Raw genomic sequence first — 16,663 nt, 5'->3', positions numbered from 1 at the left:
ATCGCGCACACCGCACCACAAGGCCGTTTTCGGGACGTCGCTCCGGAATCGCCCCGTCACCCGACGACCATTTCGTCCACTTTGTCCACCCGGAATCGGCCGCTTTGTCCGGATTGTCCATTGCGCATGCCCCGCGCCGGATCGCCCCGGCTTGCCGGCGCACCCACCCTGCCTCCCGGTATTTCGCGTCAGCACGCCGTTTCGAACCCGCCAACGATGAAAATCCCGGGGATCAGGACGGGTTTGGCACGTCCCTTGTAAGGAACCTTCTGAACGCGCCGTCGAGGCGATCCGCCCGGCGGCTCATGAACGAAGGATCAAGAGGGACACGCCATGGGCGCCGCCATCTCCATCGACTACATCACCCATCACTATCCCGGGCAGGAAGCCCCCACGCTGAAGGACATCCAGGTCAACATCGCGCCGGGCGAGACCGTGGCCCTGATCGGCCAGAGTGGCTGCGGCAAGTCCACCCTGCTGCACATGCTCGCGGGGTTGCTGATGCCCAGCGATGGCTGCGTGCGCATCAACGGCCACCAGGTGATCAAGCCGAGTCCGCGCTGGAACATGATGTTTCAGAAGCCCTCGCTCTACCCCTGGATGACCGTGCGCAAGAACGCCTCGCTGGGCCTGATCTTCCAGGGCCGCAAGCGCGACATGCGCGAGCGCATCGACCAACTGCTGGAGACCGTCGGCCTGACCGACAAGGCCGAGGTCAACGTGCAGTCGCTCTCCGGCGGCCAGCAACAGCGTGTCGCCCTGGCGCGCAGCCTGGCCACCGACCCCGAGTTGCTGCTGCTCGATGAACCGTTCTCGGCTCTGGATGCCTTCACCCGGGTCGCCCTGCAGGACGAGGTCACCCGCCTGGCCCGCGAGCGCGGCATCTCCGTGGTGTTCGTCACCCACGACATCGAGGAGGCCGTGGCCATGGCCGACCGCGTGCTGGTCATGGGCTCCAACCCCGGCACGATCACCGCCGAGCTGAGCATCGAAATCGACCACCCCCGCGACCGCAACAGCCAGGCCTTCGTCGACCGCAAGGCCGAACTGATGGGCTACTTCGGAGCCACTCGAAGCCCCAGCACCGCTCCGGAAGCCGCCGAGTCCGAGACCGCTTCGCCTGACACGGAAGACGAAAGCCAGGCGACCGAACCGACCACATCCGAATCCCGGGCACGCGTACGCGCTGCCTGATCCACCGCCGCCACTGCCCGACCCTGACCGAGGAACCACCACCATGTGCAACTGCGACAATCACCATGACATCGACCGCGAGCTGGACAGCCTGCTGGACCGCAGCTTTTCCCGTCGCAACTTCCTGCGCACCGCCGCCGTCGGCGGCCTTGCCGGCACCGGGCTGGCCCTGCCCGGCTCGCTGTTCGGTGCCGAACCGGGCAGCCTGGAGGACCCCGAGGGCGTCGTCAGTGACTTCGACGGCGTCGTGCGTATCGGTTACATCCCGATCACCGATGCCGCCGCGCTGCTGGTCGCCCACTCCGAGGGCTATTTCGAGGACGAAGGCCTGGAGGTCGCCGACCCGACCCTGATCCGCGGCTGGTCGCCGCTGATCGAGTCCTTCGCCGCCAACCGTTTCAACCTGGTGCATCTACTCAAGCCGATCCCGCTGTGGATGCGCTACCAGAACGACTTTCCGGTCAAGATCATGTCCTGGGCCCACACCAACGGCTCTGCCGTGGTCACCGGGCGCCACGTCGACGTGCAGTCGTTCTCCGACCTGGGCGGCAAGAGCGTGGCCGTCCCCTACTGGTATTCGATGCACAACGTGGTCATGCAGATGGCCCTGCGCGACGCCGGCCTGACGCCGGTGATCCGCGACCAGGGCTCGGCGCTGGAGGCGCACGAGGTCAATCTGATGATCATGCCGCCGCCGGACATGCCGCCGGCCCTCGCCGCGCGCTCCATCGATGCCTACATCGTCGCCGAGCCGTTCAACGCGGCCGGCGAATTGCTGGCCCGCGGCAACGTGCTGCGCTTTACCGGCGACATCTGGAAGAACCATCCCTGCTGCGTGGTCTGCATGAATGAGCGCCTGACCGACCGCGAGCCGGAGTGGACGCAGAAGGTCATGAATGCCGTGGTCCGCGCCCAGGGCACCATCCAGGAGGACAAGAAGAGCATCGCCACAATGCTCTCGCGTGACGGCAAGGGCTACCTGCCTATGCCCGCCAACGTGGTGGAACGCGCGATGACGAACTACCACGACGACAGCACCTACGCCGACAGCGGCGCGATCCGTCACCCCGAATGGGAGAACGGCCGCATCGACTTCTCGCCCTGGCCGTATCCGTCCGCGACGAAAATGCTGGTGGGCGCGATGAACGAGACCCTGGTCGGTGGCGACACCACCTTCCTTGAAGGCCTGGACCCGGACTTCGTGAAGGATGACCTGGTGAACTACGACTTCGTGCGCAAGGCGATGGAGACCCACACCGCGTGGCAGGGTGCCCCGGGTGTGGACATGGATTCGCCGTTCGCCCGCGAGGAGGTGGTGGTCCTATGAACCGCGAAGCCACGCTCTCCGTCGACCCCACAACCGTGGAGCGGCTGATGCCGCTTCTGCGGTTCGCCGACCGCGCCCGCCGGGCACTGCAATACCCGGCACTGGGGATCGCCGGCCTGTTCGCCCTGTGGTACTGGGGCGGCTGGGCCATCGCCAACAACGAGGACACGATGGCCTTTGCCAGCTTCGCCCCCGGGCCGACGCTGGCGGCGTTCTGGGACCTTGTCGTCTCCGGCAACGTCTGGAAGCCGATCGAGTCCAGCCTGTACCGCGTGGGCTGGGGTCTGGCCTATGCGATCGCCATCGGCGTCCCGCTGGGGGTAATGATCGGCTACTTCCTGACCCTGAAGCAGGTCACCCATGTGCCGTTCCAGTTCCTGCGCATGATCTCGCCGCTGGCCTGGATGCCGATCGCGGTGCTGGCCTTCGCCACCTGGGACGCGGCCATCATCTTCCTGATCGCCATTGCCGCCGTCTGGCCCATCACCTATGCCACCGCGCACGGGGTACAGCGCATCGACCCGATGTGGCTTAAGGTGGGCAACAACCTGGGGGCCAACCCGTACCACACCCTGCGCTACATCGTGATGCCCGCGATCGCGCAGGATGTGTTTGCCGGGATCCGCCTGGCCGTGGGGGTCGCCTGGATCGTGCTGGTCCCGGCGGAATACCTCGGCGTCACCTCGGGGCTGGGCTACGCGATCAACGATGCCCGCGACACCCTGGAGTACGACAAACTGGCCGCCTTTGTGCTGGTGATCGGCATCATCGGCTACATGCTGGACGCCATCTGCGTGCGCCTGATCAAGCGCAGCAGCTACCACGCCGAGGGATAATCCCCACAAGCGGGACCCCATGGGCCCGGCCACCCCGGCCGGGCCTCTTTCCCTCACCCGGCAAGGCGCGTGCAAGCCAACGGTGCGCCGCCCCGCCCCATCACGAGGCACCAGTACCAAAACGGACCGCGCCGCTGCTGCGCCAGACCTGTACAAACCGCCTTGAGCGCACTGGCAGGGTTTCTGCATATCCCCACCCATGGCCTCGCAACACGCATCCGATTCGACCCCGCCCGACCTCGCCACGCGGGAGCAGGAGATCACCCTGCTTCTGGAGGTCGCCAAACTCATGGGACGCTCCGGCGACCCGGACGCCGCGATCTACCGCATCCTCGGGATGATGTCGCAGCTGCTGGGCCTCAACCGCGGCCGCGTCCTGCTGCCGGACCCGAACAGCGGACAGCTGCGCATCCGCCACGCCTACGGTCTGACCGACGCCGAGCGCGACCGCGGCAGCTACAGCCTGGGCGAAGGCGTCACCGGGCGCGTGATGAAGACCGGCCAGATCGCCCTGATCCAGGATATCGACAACGAGCCCGAATATCTCGCGCGCGCCATCGACCGCTCCACCCTGCCGCAGGAGACCGTCGCCTATATCGCCGTCCCCATCGTGCAGGACGAACACGCCATCGGCGTCCTCGGGGTGCATCGCCTGCGCCGCCGTTCGCGCCAGTTCCAGGACGACCTGAACCTGCTGCGGGTCGTCGCCAGCATGATCGGTCAGGTCCTGCGCATTCACCAGCTCATCGCCGAACGCACCGCCGAACTGGTGTCCGAGAATCGCTACCTGAAGAGCGCACTGGACACCCAGGGCGGGCAGTACGGCATCCTCGGCGAGAGCCCGGCCCTGCGCCATGTCCTGAAGCAGGTCCACCGCATCGCGGACACCCAGGCCACCGTCCTCGTCACCGGGGCCTCCGGCACCGGGAAGGAGAAGATCGCGCGCATGATCCACCGGATCAGCCAGCGCAGCGCCAAACCGTTCATCTCCATCAACTGCGCCGCGATCCCGGCCGATCTGCTGGAATCCGAACTGTTCGGCCACGAAAAGGGCGCCTTCACCGGTGCCTCCAGCGCCAAGACCGGCAAGATCGCCCTGGCCGACGGCGGCACGCTGTTCCTGGACGAGATCGGCGACATGCCGGAGGCATTGCAATCGAAGATCCTGCGCGTGCTGCAGGAGCGCGTGGTCCAGCCGATCGGCGGTTCGCGCGATATCCCGGTGGACGTGCGCATCATCGCCGCGACCCACCAGAACCTGCAGGCCGCGGTGAATGCCGGGGAGTTCCGGCTCGACCTGTTCTACCGCCTGAACGTGATCCCGCTGCACATGCCGGCGCTGCGCGACCGCGCCAGCGACATCCGTCTGCTCACCCGTCATTTCCTCGACCGCTACACCCACCTGCACGGCTGGAACGTGGTCGTGGATGACGGCGTCCTGGAGCGCCTGGAGGCCTTCGACTGGCCGGGCAATATCCGGCAACTGGAGAACGTACTCGAGCGGGCCGTGCTGCTGTCCACCGACGGCCGCATCGGCACACCGCTGATTGACGAGATCCTCCACGAAGAGTCCCGCATCAGTCCGTTCGAGCGTGAACCCCTGGGCTCGCACGCCGAGCCCGCGCCGGCGCCCCCTTACGGCGCAGACTGCACCAGCGCGGTGCGCCCCTACCAGCGTGTGCACGCCTCCGAGGCAGAGCGCCTGGCGCGGGCGATCGAGCGGGCGCGCGGGAACAAGACCCGCGCCGCCCTGGAACTCGGGCTGACCCCGCGCCAGCTGCGCTACCGCCTGAAAAAGCTCGGAATCGAAACGACTTAGCGCCGCCCCCGGCGCCAAGGGACGATTCGTCCGCATTGCCCGAAATGACGTCAAAGTGTCGGCCGGCCGTGGCACTGTGGGGGCCCCGGTGCAACCGTTTCCACCCGTTGGCATGGCACCTGCAAAGACTCTCGACATGCGCGGCAACGATGCCCGCATCGATTCGAGCCACGAGGAGAGCCGACCATGCCGACCAAGAGTCTTCACGATCCCTTTGACGCCAATGCCGACCTGCGCCATGGCTCCAGCTGCCGCCACGGCCATACCGGCCCCGGGAGCTGCAGTTGCTTCGACACCGCGTCCCCGGACCTGGAAGAAAAACTGGAGCACCGCGCCACCCATGACCCCGTGCAGGCCGACGCCCACCAGACTGGCGAGGACCTGAGCGACGAGGGCATGATCGACCGCGCCGTGGAAAGCGCCATCGTCCGCGGCATGTTCGGCCACAACGAGATCAACCGTCGCCGCTTCCTGCAGATGCTGGGCGGCGGCACCTTGGCCGCGGCTCTGGGTTCCATACTGCCGCTCGACAAGGTGAAGGCCGCGATCAAGGACGGCGGGCCGCTGGAGAAGACCAAGCTGCGCGTCGGCTTCGTGCCGATCACCTGCGCCACCCCCATCATCATGGCCCACCCGATGGGCTTCTACGAGCGCCACGGCCTCGACGTGGACGTGATCAAGACCGCCGGCTGGGCCGTCGCCCGCGACATGTCGCTGTCGGGTGAATACGACGCCTCGCACATGCTCTCGCCGATGCCGCTGTCCATGACGCTGGGCTCGGGCTCCTCGCGCGAGCACTACATCATGCCGGCGGTCGAGAACATCAACGGCCAGGCCATCACCCTGCACAACAAGCACAAGGACAAGCGTGACCCGAAGGACTGGAAGGGCTTCACCTTCGCCGTGCCCTTCGAGTACTCCATGCACAACTTCCTGCTGCGCTACCTGGTCGCCGAGCACGGGCTGGACCCGGATCGCGATATCAGCATCCGCGTCGTCCCGCCGCCGGAGATGGTGGCCAACCTGCGCGCCGAGAACGTCGACGGCTACCTGGCCCCCGACCCCTTCAACCAGCGCGCGGTCTGGGACGGCATCGGCTTCATTCACATGCTGACCAAGGATATCTGGGACGGACACCCGTGCTGCGCCTTCGCCTGCTCCGCGGCCTGGGCCGACGAGCATCCCAACACGTTCGGGGCCCTGTTCCGCTCGCTGATCGAGGCCACGCAGTACAGCTCGGACATCAACAACCGCGCCGAGATCGCCGAGGCCATCTCCCCGCGCGCCTACCTCAACCAGCCGCAGTCGGTGGTGGAGCAGGTGCTCACCGGTCGCTACGCCGACGGCCTGGGCAACGTGCAGAACGACCCGCACCGGATCGACTTCGACCCCTTCCCCTGGCACTCGATGGCAACCTGGATCCTCACGCAGATGAAGCGCTGGGGGTACGTGGATCGAGACTTCGACTACAACCGCCTGGCCGAAGACGTCTTCCTGGCCAGCGAATGTGCCGAGGTGATGACCGAGCTGGGCTACGAGGCCCCCAGCGACACGTACAAGAACTTCGAGATCATGGGCAAGGTGTTCGACTACACCGACCCGGAAGGCTATCTCGACAGCTTCGAAATCCGCAGGAGCTAAGCCATGTTGAGCAATCTCAACTTCCGGGCGACCGTCCTCTCGCTGGTAATGCTCGTGGTCTTCCTGGGTGTGTGGCAACTCGCCACCGCCCCGGAGGTCCTCGCGCCCCAGCAGGGCGAGCTGAGCGAATACGAACAACTGATGGGAGCTGGCACGGACCGCAGTTCCAGCAGCGGCATCCCCGCCCCGACACAGGTGTTCAGCCATGCATTCAGCGAACTGAGCAACCCGTTCTACGACGCGGGGCCGAACGACAAGGGCATCGGCATCCAGCTGGCCTACTCGATCTACCGCGTCCTGCTGGGCTTTGCGCTGGCCGCGCTGATCGCCATCCCGCTCGGCTTCGTGATCGGCATGTCGCCGCTGCTGAACAAGGCGTTCGATCCCTACATCCAGATCCTCAAGCCAATCTCGCCGCTGGCCTGGATGCCGCTCGCCCTGTTCGTGATCCGCGATTCGAACATCTCGGCGATCTTCGTGATCTTCATCTGTTCGATCTGGCCGATGCTGGTGAACACGGCCTACGGCGTCGCCTCGGTGCGCAATGACTGGCTGAACGTGGCCAAGACCCATGAGCTGTCCAAGGTGCGCACGGCATTCACCGTGATCCTGCCCGCCGCGGCCCCGACCATCCTGACCGGCATGCGCATCTCCATCGGGATTGCCTGGCTGGTCATCGTCGCCGCCGAGATGCTCGTGGGCGGCACCGGCATCGGCTACTACATCTGGAACGAGTGGAACAACCTCGATCTCGCCAGCGTGATCTTCGCGATCATCATGATCGGCATTGTCGGCTTCCTGCTGGATGCCTCCCTCGCCCAGGCCACCAAACTCGTGCGCTACGCCGACTGAGTCGGCGAAGCCCAACCAGGAGTACAACCATGAGCAAGGGATTCCTCGAAATCGAGAACCTGAGCCAGCGTTTCCCGCAGCCCGACTCGAACGACCTGATGACGGTGTTCGAGGGGGTCGACCTGGACATCGAAAAGGGCGAATTCGTCTGCCTGATCGGTCACTCCGGCTGCGGCAAGTCCACCATCCTCAACGTGCTCGCCGGCCTGGCCACCCCCACCGACGGCAACGTGATCATGGACAACAAGGAGATCAAGGGCCCGAGCCTCGACCAGGGCGTGATCTTCCAGAACCACAGCCTGCTGCCCTGGCTGTCGGCCCGCGACAACGTGATGTTCGCGGTGCGCGCCCGCTGGCCGCACTGGAGCAAGGCCAAGCGCCGCGAACACGCGGAGAAGTATCTGCACATGGTGGGCCTGGATCATGCGATGGACCGCAAGCCCGCTCAGCTCTCCGGGGGCATGCGCCAGCGCGTCGGCATCGCCCGCGCCTTTGCCATTGAACCCAAGCTGCTGCTGATGGACGAGCCGTTCGGGGCCCTGGACGCCCTGACCCGCGGCGTCATCCAGGAAGAGCTGCTGAAGATCTGGTCGGAGACCCACCAGACCGTGTTCATGATCACCCACGACGTGGACGAGGCGATCCTGCTGGCCGACCGCGTGCTGCTGATGACCAACGGTCCGCATGCCCAGGTGGCCGAGTCGGTCAAGATCGACATCCCGCGCCCGCGGAAACGGGCCACCCTGCATCAGGAGGAGGCCTACTACCCGATCCGCAACCACCTGGTGGACTTCCTGGTGGACGGCGCCAAGGCGATGTCCGCGAAGGCGCAGGAGGCGGCCGCCCGCGGCGAAAATCCGCGCCACCGTCCGCGCATCGTCAACCCGGCCCGGCCCGAGGCCGATCCCGAACCCGGCCCGCGCATGGTCCGCGCGGTCTGAACCCTTCCCTCTATCCCTTTCAAGGAGCACACGATGAGTCTCAGCAAGAGCGCCATGACCACCACCATCCTCGAGGCGAAAGAGAACCGCGGCACCACCTGGGCCGCGATCGCCGAGGCCACCGGGTTGCACGAGGTCTATGTGACCTCCGCCTGCTACGGCATGAATCACCTGGAGAGCGACCAGGCCGACAAACTGGCCACTTTCCTGGGGCTTGGCCCGGAGGTCGCCCAGGCCCTGCAGGTCTTCCCGCACAAGGACTGGGACAAGACCATCCCGACCGACCCGGTGCTCTACCGCTTCTACGAGGCCATCAACGTCTACGGCGACACCATGAAGGCCCTGATCCACGAGAAGTTCGGCGACGGCATCATGAGCGCGATCGACTTCACCATGGACATCGACAAGGTCGAGGACCCCAAGGGCGACCGCGTCAAAATCACCTGGAACGGCAAGTTCCTGCCCTACAAGAGCTGGTAGTCCACCCCTCCGGTCACGCGGCGGCGACCTTGCTTGCCGCGTGACCGCCCCTCATCCACAGGCCGGTCAAGTACGGCCCTCCAGCCGGGAGCGTGTACGGCAAGTCCCTTCTCATAGTAGGCTCTTGCCGATGCGCCTCCGGTCCCCCCTCGTCCGTCTGCTGATCCTGCTGTCCGCGCTGTCCTGCGCCGCGCCGGCGATGGCCGGAGATCATGACGGTGCCGAGGTGTACACCATTGGCGTGCTGGCCTTCCTCGACGCCGGCCAGACCGCTGCCCAGTGGCAGCCCACCGCCGACTACCTGAGCGCGCAGATCGACTCGGCCGAATTCCGTATCCAGGCCCTGAACTACCCGGAGCTGGATCGGGCCGTCGCCGCGCGCGACATCGATTTCGTCCTGACCAACACCGGACATTACGTACGCCTGGAGGCCGGACAGGGCATTACCCGCCTGGCCACCCTGATCGCCGAGGAACAGGGCCAGCCTATCCGCCAGTTCGGCGGGACCATCCTGGTGCGTGACGACCGCGCGGATCTTCAGTCCCTGGACGACCTGAGAGGCCAGCGACTGCTCGCCGTGGACGCGGACTCGCTGGGCGGCTGGCTGGCGGGCCACGAGGCGCTGCGTAACGCGGGCGTGGAGCCACAGGACGATCTCGCCGCCCTTGAATTCACCGGCATGCCACACCACCGCGTGATCGAGGGGCTGCTCGCCGGAGACGCCGATGCCGGCATCGTGCGCACCGGCGTACTGGAGGGCCAGCTCCGGGCCGGCACCCTCGCCCCGAGGGCACTGCGCGTCCTGGAACCCCGGGAGACCGCGGAGTTCCCGTTCGCCCACTCCACCCGCCTGTATCCGGAATGGCCCTTCTCGCGCCTGGAACACACGCCGGATCCGCTGGCGGAGGCGGTGAGCATCGCCCTGCTGAGCCTGCCGTCCGACCATCCCGCGGTGCGCGCCGGCGGCTACCACGGCTGGTCGGCGCCGTTGTCCTATGCCTCGGTTCACACCCTGCTGGAAGAACTCGGCCGTCCGCCCTACGACCGTCCGGTGGTGGTCGACCTGCGCGCCTACTGGGAGGCCCGACCCGAGGTCCTGCTGGGGTTCCTGGCGGGCCTGTTGCTGCTGAGCGGCCTCGCCGCACTTTATTACCGGCGTCTCACCACCCGGCTGTCGCTGGAGGTCGAGCAGCGCCGGGCGGCCGAAGCGCGCCTGCGCACGCACGAGGCGGAACTGGCCTACCAGGCCGGACACGATCCGCTCACCGGCCTGCCCAACCGCACGCTGCTGCAGGAGTGCCTGCACGATGCCATGCAGCAGGCCCGCGAGGCGAACGGATGCCTGGCCATCCTGTTCGTCGATCTCGACCGCTTCAAGACCGTCAACGACAGCCTGGGTCACCGGGTCGGCGATGACCTGCTGCAAATCCTCGGCGAGCGCCTGAAGACGCGTTTCGAAGCGCGCACCATCGCGCGCATCGGCGGCGACGAGTTCGTTGTGATCATCGAAGACGCGGCCGATCACCGGGAACTCGAGGCGCGCGCCCGCCAGTTGCTGGCGCTGATCGCGGAACCCTTCGCCGTCGGGGGCTGGAGCGACCTCCAGGTGGGCGCAAGCATTGGCATCGCCCTGTATCCCGACGACGCCACCGAGGCCGGCGAACTGATCACCCAGGCCGACGCCGCGATGTACGAGGCCAAGGACGCGGGACGCAATACCTTCCGCTTCTACCGCACCGCCCTCACCGATGCGGCCAGCCAGCGCCTGGAGATCGAGAACCGCCTGCGCCGCGCGCTGGCGCAGGGCGAACTGGAGGTGTTCTACCAGCCCCAGGTCCAGGTGACGTCCGGCGTGATCACCGGCATCGAGGCCCTGGTGCGCTGGCGCGATCCGGAACACGGCCTGGTCACGCCGGACGTGTTCATCCCGCTGGCGGAGGAGACCGGGCTCATTGTGGATGTCGGCGCGTTCGTCCTGCGCGAGGCCTGTCGTCAGGTCGTTGACTGGGACCGGGCCGGACTGCCGCCGCTGGAGATCTCGGTCAACCTGTCGGCCCGCCAGGTCGCCGCACCGGGCCTGCTTCACCAGGTCCGACAGGTCCTGCAGGAAACCGGTCTCCCGGCCCGACGCCTGACCCTCGAGCTGACCGAAAGCACGCTGATGGAACAGGCCGAGACGACCCGCGGCACCCTGCAACAGCTCAAGCAACTGGGCGTGGCACTGGCCATCGACGATTTCGGCACGGGCTATTCGTCGCTGGCCTACCTGAAGGAATTCGCCATCGACATCCTGAAGATCGACCAGACCTTTGTGCGCGACCTGCCCGAGGATCGCAGCGACGCCGAGCTGGCCGTCACCATCATCGGCATGGCGCACAACCTCGGGCTGGATGTTCTCGCCGAGGGGGTGGAAAACGCCGCGCAACTCGGCTTTCTCGCCACCCAGGGCTGCGATGCCTGGCAGGGCTACCTGTGCAGCCGCCCCCTGCCGGCCGATGCCCTCGCCGCACTCGTGCGCCAGCACGCGCCCGAGCACTTCGCCCGCCGGACCGCACCGCGCAGACGAACATTGCCCCGGCGCCACGCGGGCCCATAACCCGCCCAAAAAGAAAAAGGCCTGCACGAGGCAGGCCTTTTTCAGGTGTTTGGTGGAGCGGAGGAGGATCGAACTCCCGACCTTCGCATTGCGAACGCGACGCTCTCCCAGCTGAGCTACCGCCCCAAACAGGACGCGCATTCTAGCAACTCCACCGGGTGGCGGGAAGACCCGTCGGTGCAACTTTCGTCTGCGCATATCGCCCGCGAAATCGCCTTTTCGAGCGACACGTCACGGAAGCCGGGGCTGGACTGGGTCTAGCATTGAGGCATGTCCGTCAGCCACATCCAGCACCCAGGGAAACACGGATCCATGTACACGCTCGCGTTGGCACCCCAGGTTTTCCGAGACAAGGCGCGGTGCGCAGCCGGTAGAGGTTCTACCGGCCCGTTTTTGATGGATGCGGGCCGCAACGCAGGATCGGGGAACCTGGGGTGCCAACCCCGAAGGGGCTCGGCCGCCCGTTGTGATCAAAAACGGGCGCGCGCACGGCGTTGCGGCTCCCTTGTGCAGAATGACTGCACCGCAGTCACCGCGCCTTGTTCGCACGCAAAAGCGACTCGAGCGCGAGCGTGTACATGGATCCGTGTTTCCCTAGGGGTGTCCGGCGTCGGCTCGCACTCCCCCAATCCAGCCGCGGGACGGCCCGCCGCCGGCTGGATATACTACGCCGCATGAGCTTGACCGTTCGCATCCTGGGCGCCAGTGGCGGGATCGGCCCGGGCCGGCGCACCACGTCGATCCTTATCGATGACGATGTCCTGATCGATGCCGGCAGCGGCGTCGGGGACCTGAGCCTGGACGAACTCCGCCGCATTCGCCACGTGTTCCTGACCCACTCGCATCTGGACCACATCGCCTTCCTCCCGATGCTGGCCGACATGGTCTACGGCCCGGATGCCGCACCCATTCATGTGCATGGACTGCCCGCCACGCTGAAGGCCCTGTGCGACCACGTGTTCAACTGGGTGATCTGGCCGGACTTCACCCGACTGCCCCGGCCCGACCAGCCCCTGATCCGGCTGGAGACCGTGCAGCCGGGGCAGACCATCGCGGTGGACCAGCGCGAGATTTGCGTGCTGCCGGCGCGTCACACCGTTCCCGCGGTTGGCTACAGCGTCACCAATCACGACGGCGCGGCCTTCGCCTTCAGCGGCGACACCACCTCCTCGCACCAGCTCTGGCCGGCGCTCAACGCCCTGCCCAACCTCGACCTGCTGATGATCGAGACCGGTCTCCCGGACGAGATGGAGGGCATGGCCGACCTGGCCAAGCACTACACCCCGCAGCATCTGGGCGAGGATCTGGCCATGCTGGAACACCGCCCGCGGATCGCCATCACCCACCTCAAGCCCGGCCATGAGCAGGCGATCCGCCAGCAACTGGCCCGCTCCCCTCACCACGACGGCATGATCTTCCTGCACGGCGACGAGCGCTTCGTACTCGGCACCTGAAGGCGTGGCCGCCAGCGCGCAGGCCAACGGGCCTCCAAACCTGCACCTTCGGGACCATTCACGATCCGCAGGTTCACATGTCTGTAACATGGCTGTTATCTAATGCCGACCAGGCAATCACGAGACGGGGCCATGGCCACTCGAATTCTGCTGGTGGAGGATGACACCGCCATTCGCGAAATGCTGCAGCTGCCGTTCCAGAAGGCGGGCTACGAGGTGCGCGAGGCCGGCGACGTGCGCAGCGCCAAGTCCCTGCTGCTGGAGGACCCGCCGGACCTGATCCTGCTGGACTGGATGCTGCCCGACATCAGCGGCATCGACTGGGCACGCACCCTGAAGGCAAGCCCGGTCACCAAGGACATCCCGCTGATCATGCTGACCGCGCGCGGCGAAGAGGAAGACCGCGTGCGCGGCCTGGATGTCGGCGCCGACGACTACGTGACCAAGCCGTTCTCGCCGCGCGAGCTGGTCGCGCGAATGAAGGCGGTGCTGCGACGCACCTCGCCCACTACCAGCGAGGAACCGGTCGAGATCGAGGGCCTGCGCCTGGATCCGGTCTCGCACCGCATCACCGGCAATGGCGAACCCATCAGCATGGGCCCCACGGAATACAACCTTCTGCACTTCTTCATGACCCACCAGGACCGCGTGTTCAGCCGCGAACAGCTTCTGGACAAGGTCTGGGGCACCAACGTGTACGTCGAGGAACGCACGGTAGACGTACACATCCGCCGCCTGCGCAAGGCGCTGGCCGACACCGGCCATGATCACCTGGTGCAGACCGTGCGCGGTTCGGGGTACCGTTTCTCGCAACACCCCTGACCTTCGGCGGTCCCCGTGCAGCCCCGCAAGACCTGGCCCGACATCCTCATTACCAGCCTGCTGATCGCGCTGCCGATCCTGGCGCTTGGCTGGGCAACCGGCCAGTTCTGGCCCACGGTGGCCTTCCTGCTGGGCGCGGCCCTGGCCTGGAATATCGCCAACCTGCTGTGGCTGGAGACCTGGCTGCGCCGTGGCGGGCGCGCCGAGCCCCCCGATGTGCGTGGGCTCTGGGGCGTGATCTTCGATCAGCTCTACCGCCGCCGCAAACGCCACGAGAATCGGGTGCATCGGCTGCGCCAGCTCCTGGAACGCTACCGCGACTCGGCCCGCGCGATGCCCGACGCGGTCGTGGTCCTCAACGACGACCTGCGCATCGAGTGGATCAACGACATGGCCTGCCAGCTGCTCGGGCTCGAGTGGCCGCGTGATGAGGGCCAGCGCATCACCCACCTGCTGCGCCACCCGGAATTCCTCACCTTCATGGAACGCGCCCGCGAGTCGCTGGCGCGGGTCACCGTGCCGTCGCCGCTGGATGACGAGCGCCAACTGGAGATGCGCATGCTCCCCTACGGCGATGCGCAGTACCTGCTTCTGGCGCGCGACACCACCCATCTGCACCGGCTGGAGGTAATGCGCCGCGACTTCATCGCGAATGTCTCGCACGAGCTGCGCACGCCGCTGACCGTGCTCTACGGCGTTACCGAGACACTGGAAGACGCGCTGGAGGACCAGCCCGAACTGACCCGCTCGGTGCAGATGCTGCGCGAACAGTCGGAACGCATGAAGCTGCTGGTGGACGACCTGCTACTGCTCTCGCGCCTGGAAACCGGCGAAACCACCGGCCCGCAGGACTGGTTCAACCCGCTACCGATGCTGCAGAAACTGACCGAGGAGGCACGGCTGCTGTCGAGCACGGAGGCCCATCGGATCGTCCTTGACGCCGACCCCACGCTGGAATTCCGGGGGAATTCGGACGAGCTGCGTTCCGCCTGCGCGAACCTGATGTTCAATGCGGTCAAGTACACCCCCGGCGGGACCACAATCACGCTGAAATGGCGAGCCGATCCTGACGGTGCGCGCCTGATCGTCGACGACACCGGCCCCGGCATCGCCAGCCATCACCTCGGTCGGCTGACCGAACGCTTCTACCGGGTCGACGCCGGACGCACTCAGTCCCGCGGCGGCACCGGACTGGGGCTTGCCATCGTCAAGCACGTCCTTGCCCGCCACGACGGCCACCTCGCGATCGAGAGCCAGGTCGGCCAGGGCAGCCGCTTCACCTGCCTGTTCCCCCTGAGCCGCATTCGCCACGCCGAAGCCGCCGACCGATCCAGCCAGGAAGACCCGGCGGGGGCCTGACGAGCATCCACAAGGTTCCCGGTCCCGGGCCATCCGGACCGATTGCCGCGTCGCTGCGCTCCTCGCAATGAGCGATACAGCGACCCGTCATTGCGTGCGCAGCGAAGCAATCTGCCGGGCATAGCCCGGGTCTGGCCGAACCCCTGTCCCGGATCGCTGCGCAGCCGCGCCGTCCGCCACATGTCACACCGCTGTCATGTGGCCGTCACGCAACTGCAAGCAAGCCTCCCGATAATCCCGCATCAAGGACCGACCGATCGGCTCCGAACAAACCTCAAAGCAAGCACCAGGGAGTACACCCATGCTGTTCAAGCGCACGATTCTCGCCGCCGCCGCGGCTGCCGCCCTCGCCATTACCCCGGCGATGGCCGATGTCGACCCCAACCTGCCGGCCTATCAGGCTGTCAGCGGGATCTCCGGTAACCTGTCCAGCGAAGGCTCGGACACCCTGAACAACCTGATGGCGCTGTGGGCCGAGGAGTTTCAGGACTTCTACCCGAACGTCAACATCCAGATCCAGGGCGCCGGCACCTCCACCGCCCCGCCCGCCCTGACCGAAGGCACCGCAGACTTCGGCCCGATGTCCCGCCAGCCGCGCGACAGCGAGCAGGCCGCGTTCGAAGAGCGTCACGGCTACGAGATGACCCTGGTGCCGGTCGCCATCGACTCCATCGCGGTCTACGTCAACCGTGACAACCCGATCGAGGGCATGTCCATCGCCGACGTGGATGCGGTGTTCTCCTCGACTCGCCGCTGCGGCGGTGCCGAGGACATCACCCGCTGGGGCCAGCTGGGTCTGGAAGGCTCCTGGGCCAACCGCGACATCACCATCTACGGTCGTAACGCGGTCTCCGGTACCTACGGCTACTTCCGTCAGCACGCCCTGTGTGACGGCGACTTCAAGAACGCCGTGAACGAGCAGCCCGGTTCCGCCTCCGTGGTCCAGGGGGTCGCCGAGTCCCTGAACGGCATCGGCTACTCCGGCATCGGCTACCTGACCTCCGGCGTGCGCACCGTTGCCCTGGGCGAGAACGAAGGCGAATACTTCGAGCCGACCGCCGAGAACGCCGCGTCTGGCGACTACCCGCTGTCCCGCTTCCTGTACGTCGCGGTCAACAAGCACCCGGAAGACGGTCTCGCCCCGCGCCAGGCCGAGTTCCTGAAGATGGTGCTGTCCAAGGAAGGCCAGGAAGTGGTCGTGCGTGACGGCTTCGTGCCGCTGCCCGAGACCGTCGCCCAGCGCCAGCGCGAAGCCCTCGGCCTCGAGTAAACACTGCCACAGGAGTCTGCCGGCGGGGCTTCACCCCCAAGGCCGCTCCCACCGCGATCATCGGCCGCGGCC

Annotated in this window: 13 protein-coding genes and 1 tRNA gene; 13 read left to right on the top strand and 1 reads right to left on the bottom strand. The window is 66.6% G+C overall.

What is annotated here, in order from left to right; all coding sequences use genetic code 11:
* Nucleotides 1-333 precede the first annotated feature (333 nt).
* The 9 genes from F793_RS0108915 (at nt 334) to F793_RS0108875 (ending at nt 11,686) form a co-directional block, all read left to right on the top strand.
* Entirely contained in the window at nt 334-1,194 is an 861-nt protein-coding gene (locus F793_RS0108915) for an ABC transporter ATP-binding protein (RefSeq protein WP_018867298.1), read from the top strand.
* A gap of 43 nt (nt 1,195-1,237) precedes the next feature.
* Nucleotides 1,238-2,521, top strand: coding sequence for an ABC transporter substrate-binding protein (locus tag F793_RS0108910; RefSeq protein WP_018882391.1), 1,284 nt, complete (start codon nt 1,238-1,240; stop codon nt 2,519-2,521).
* On the top strand, nt 2,518-3,357 hold the full coding sequence (locus F793_RS0108905) for an ABC transporter permease (RefSeq protein WP_018867296.1): 840 nt from the start codon (nt 2,518-2,520) through the stop codon (nt 3,355-3,357). The genes F793_RS0108910 and F793_RS0108905 overlap by 4 nt, the downstream gene beginning before the upstream one ends.
* Nucleotides 3,358-3,556: 199 nt before the next feature.
* Nucleotides 3,557-5,176: a sigma-54-dependent Fis family transcriptional regulator gene (locus F793_RS0108900; RefSeq protein WP_018881180.1), complete on the top strand. Its 1,620-nt coding sequence runs from the start codon at nt 3,557-3,559 to the stop codon at nt 5,174-5,176.
* A gap of 186 nt (nt 5,177-5,362) precedes the next feature.
* Nucleotides 5,363-6,817 (top strand): ABC transporter substrate-binding protein, encoded by a 1,455-nt coding sequence (locus F793_RS0108895; RefSeq protein ID WP_018877848.1) that lies wholly within the window; start codon nt 5,363-5,365, stop codon nt 6,815-6,817.
* 3 nt (nt 6,818-6,820) lie between these two features.
* Nucleotides 6,821-7,669 carry a nitrate ABC transporter permease gene (ntrB, locus tag F793_RS0108890; protein ID WP_018878959.1) on the top strand — a complete coding sequence of 283 codons (849 nt, stop codon included), beginning with the start codon at nt 6,821-6,823 and terminating at the stop codon, nt 7,667-7,669.
* Between the two features lie 29 nt (nt 7,670-7,698).
* The gene (locus F793_RS0108885; protein WP_018867292.1) at nt 7,699-8,610 is read left to right on the top strand and encodes an ABC transporter ATP-binding protein; all 912 of its coding nucleotides are present in this window, start codon (nt 7,699-7,701) and stop codon (nt 8,608-8,610) included.
* Nucleotides 8,611-8,643: 33 nt separating this feature from the next.
* Nucleotides 8,644-9,090: a cyanase gene (gene cynS, locus F793_RS0108880; RefSeq protein WP_018867291.1), complete on the top strand. Its 447-nt coding sequence runs from the start codon at nt 8,644-8,646 to the stop codon at nt 9,088-9,090.
* A gap of 130 nt (nt 9,091-9,220) precedes the next feature.
* Nucleotides 9,221-11,686, top strand: coding sequence for an EAL domain-containing protein (locus F793_RS0108875; protein ID WP_018882392.1), 2,466 nt, complete (start codon nt 9,221-9,223; stop codon nt 11,684-11,686).
* A 50-nt stretch (nt 11,687-11,736) separates the two neighbouring features.
* On the opposite strand, the gene F793_RS0108870 is transcribed toward F793_RS0108875, so the two are convergent.
* Nucleotides 11,737-11,812 (bottom strand) — tRNA-Ala (locus F793_RS0108870).
* Nucleotides 11,813-12,360: 548 nt separating this feature from the next.
* Here F793_RS0108870 and F793_RS0108865 point away from each other — a divergent pair.
* From F793_RS0108865 to F793_RS0108850, 4 genes are all read left to right on the top strand, one after another.
* Nucleotides 12,361-13,140, top strand: a complete 780-nt coding sequence (locus F793_RS0108865; RefSeq protein WP_018882393.1) for a 3',5'-cyclic-nucleotide phosphodiesterase — start codon at nt 12,361-12,363, stop codon at nt 13,138-13,140.
* A 132-nt stretch (nt 13,141-13,272) separates the two neighbouring features.
* On the top strand, nt 13,273-13,962 hold the full coding sequence (phoB, locus tag F793_RS0108860) for a phosphate regulon transcriptional regulator PhoB (protein ID WP_018867288.1): 690 nt from the start codon (nt 13,273-13,275) through the stop codon (nt 13,960-13,962).
* A 15-nt stretch (nt 13,963-13,977) separates the two neighbouring features.
* Complete coding sequence (phoR, locus tag F793_RS0108855) at nt 13,978-15,321, top strand: phosphate regulon sensor histidine kinase PhoR (RefSeq protein WP_018882394.1); 1,344 nt, start codon at nt 13,978-13,980, stop codon at nt 15,319-15,321.
* 301 nt (nt 15,322-15,622) lie between these two features.
* Entirely contained in the window at nt 15,623-16,591 is a 969-nt protein-coding gene (locus F793_RS0108850; protein WP_018867286.1) for a PstS family phosphate ABC transporter substrate-binding protein, read from the top strand.
* Nucleotides 16,592-16,663 lie beyond the last annotated feature (72 nt).

The organism is Thioalkalivibrio sp. ALE22 (genome assembly GCF_000381445.1).
GTDB lineage: Bacteria > Pseudomonadota > Gammaproteobacteria > Ectothiorhodospirales > Ectothiorhodospiraceae > Thioalkalivibrio.
The sequence above is the reverse complement of the archived record's forward strand: the minus strand, read 5'-3'. Positions and strand labels throughout refer to the sequence as shown.

Coding starts and splice junctions, on each gene's coding strand:
- F793_RS0108850 (WP_018867286.1), top strand. CDS start 15,623: ATGCTGTTCAAGCGCACGATTCTCGCCGCCGCCGCGGCTGCCGCCCTC.
- F793_RS0108900 (WP_018881180.1), top strand. CDS start 3,557: ATGGCCTCGCAACACGCATCCGATTCGACCCCGCCCGACCTCGCCACG.
- cynS (WP_018867291.1), top strand. CDS start 8,644: ATGAGTCTCAGCAAGAGCGCCATGACCACCACCATCCTCGAGGCGAAA.
- F793_RS0108865 (WP_018882393.1), top strand. CDS start 12,361: ATGAGCTTGACCGTTCGCATCCTGGGCGCCAGTGGCGGGATCGGCCCG.
- ntrB (WP_018878959.1), top strand. CDS start 6,821: ATGTTGAGCAATCTCAACTTCCGGGCGACCGTCCTCTCGCTGGTAATG.
- F793_RS0108915 (WP_018867298.1), top strand. CDS start 334: ATGGGCGCCGCCATCTCCATCGACTACATCACCCATCACTATCCCGGG.
- F793_RS0108910 (WP_018882391.1), top strand. CDS start 1,238: ATGTGCAACTGCGACAATCACCATGACATCGACCGCGAGCTGGACAGC.
- F793_RS0108875 (WP_018882392.1), top strand. CDS start 9,221: ATGCGCCTCCGGTCCCCCCTCGTCCGTCTGCTGATCCTGCTGTCCGCG.
- F793_RS0108905 (WP_018867296.1), top strand. CDS start 2,518: ATGAACCGCGAAGCCACGCTCTCCGTCGACCCCACAACCGTGGAGCGG.
- F793_RS0108895 (WP_018877848.1), top strand. CDS start 5,363: ATGCCGACCAAGAGTCTTCACGATCCCTTTGACGCCAATGCCGACCTG.
- phoB (WP_018867288.1), top strand. CDS start 13,273: ATGGCCACTCGAATTCTGCTGGTGGAGGATGACACCGCCATTCGCGAA.
- F793_RS0108885 (WP_018867292.1), top strand. CDS start 7,699: ATGAGCAAGGGATTCCTCGAAATCGAGAACCTGAGCCAGCGTTTCCCG.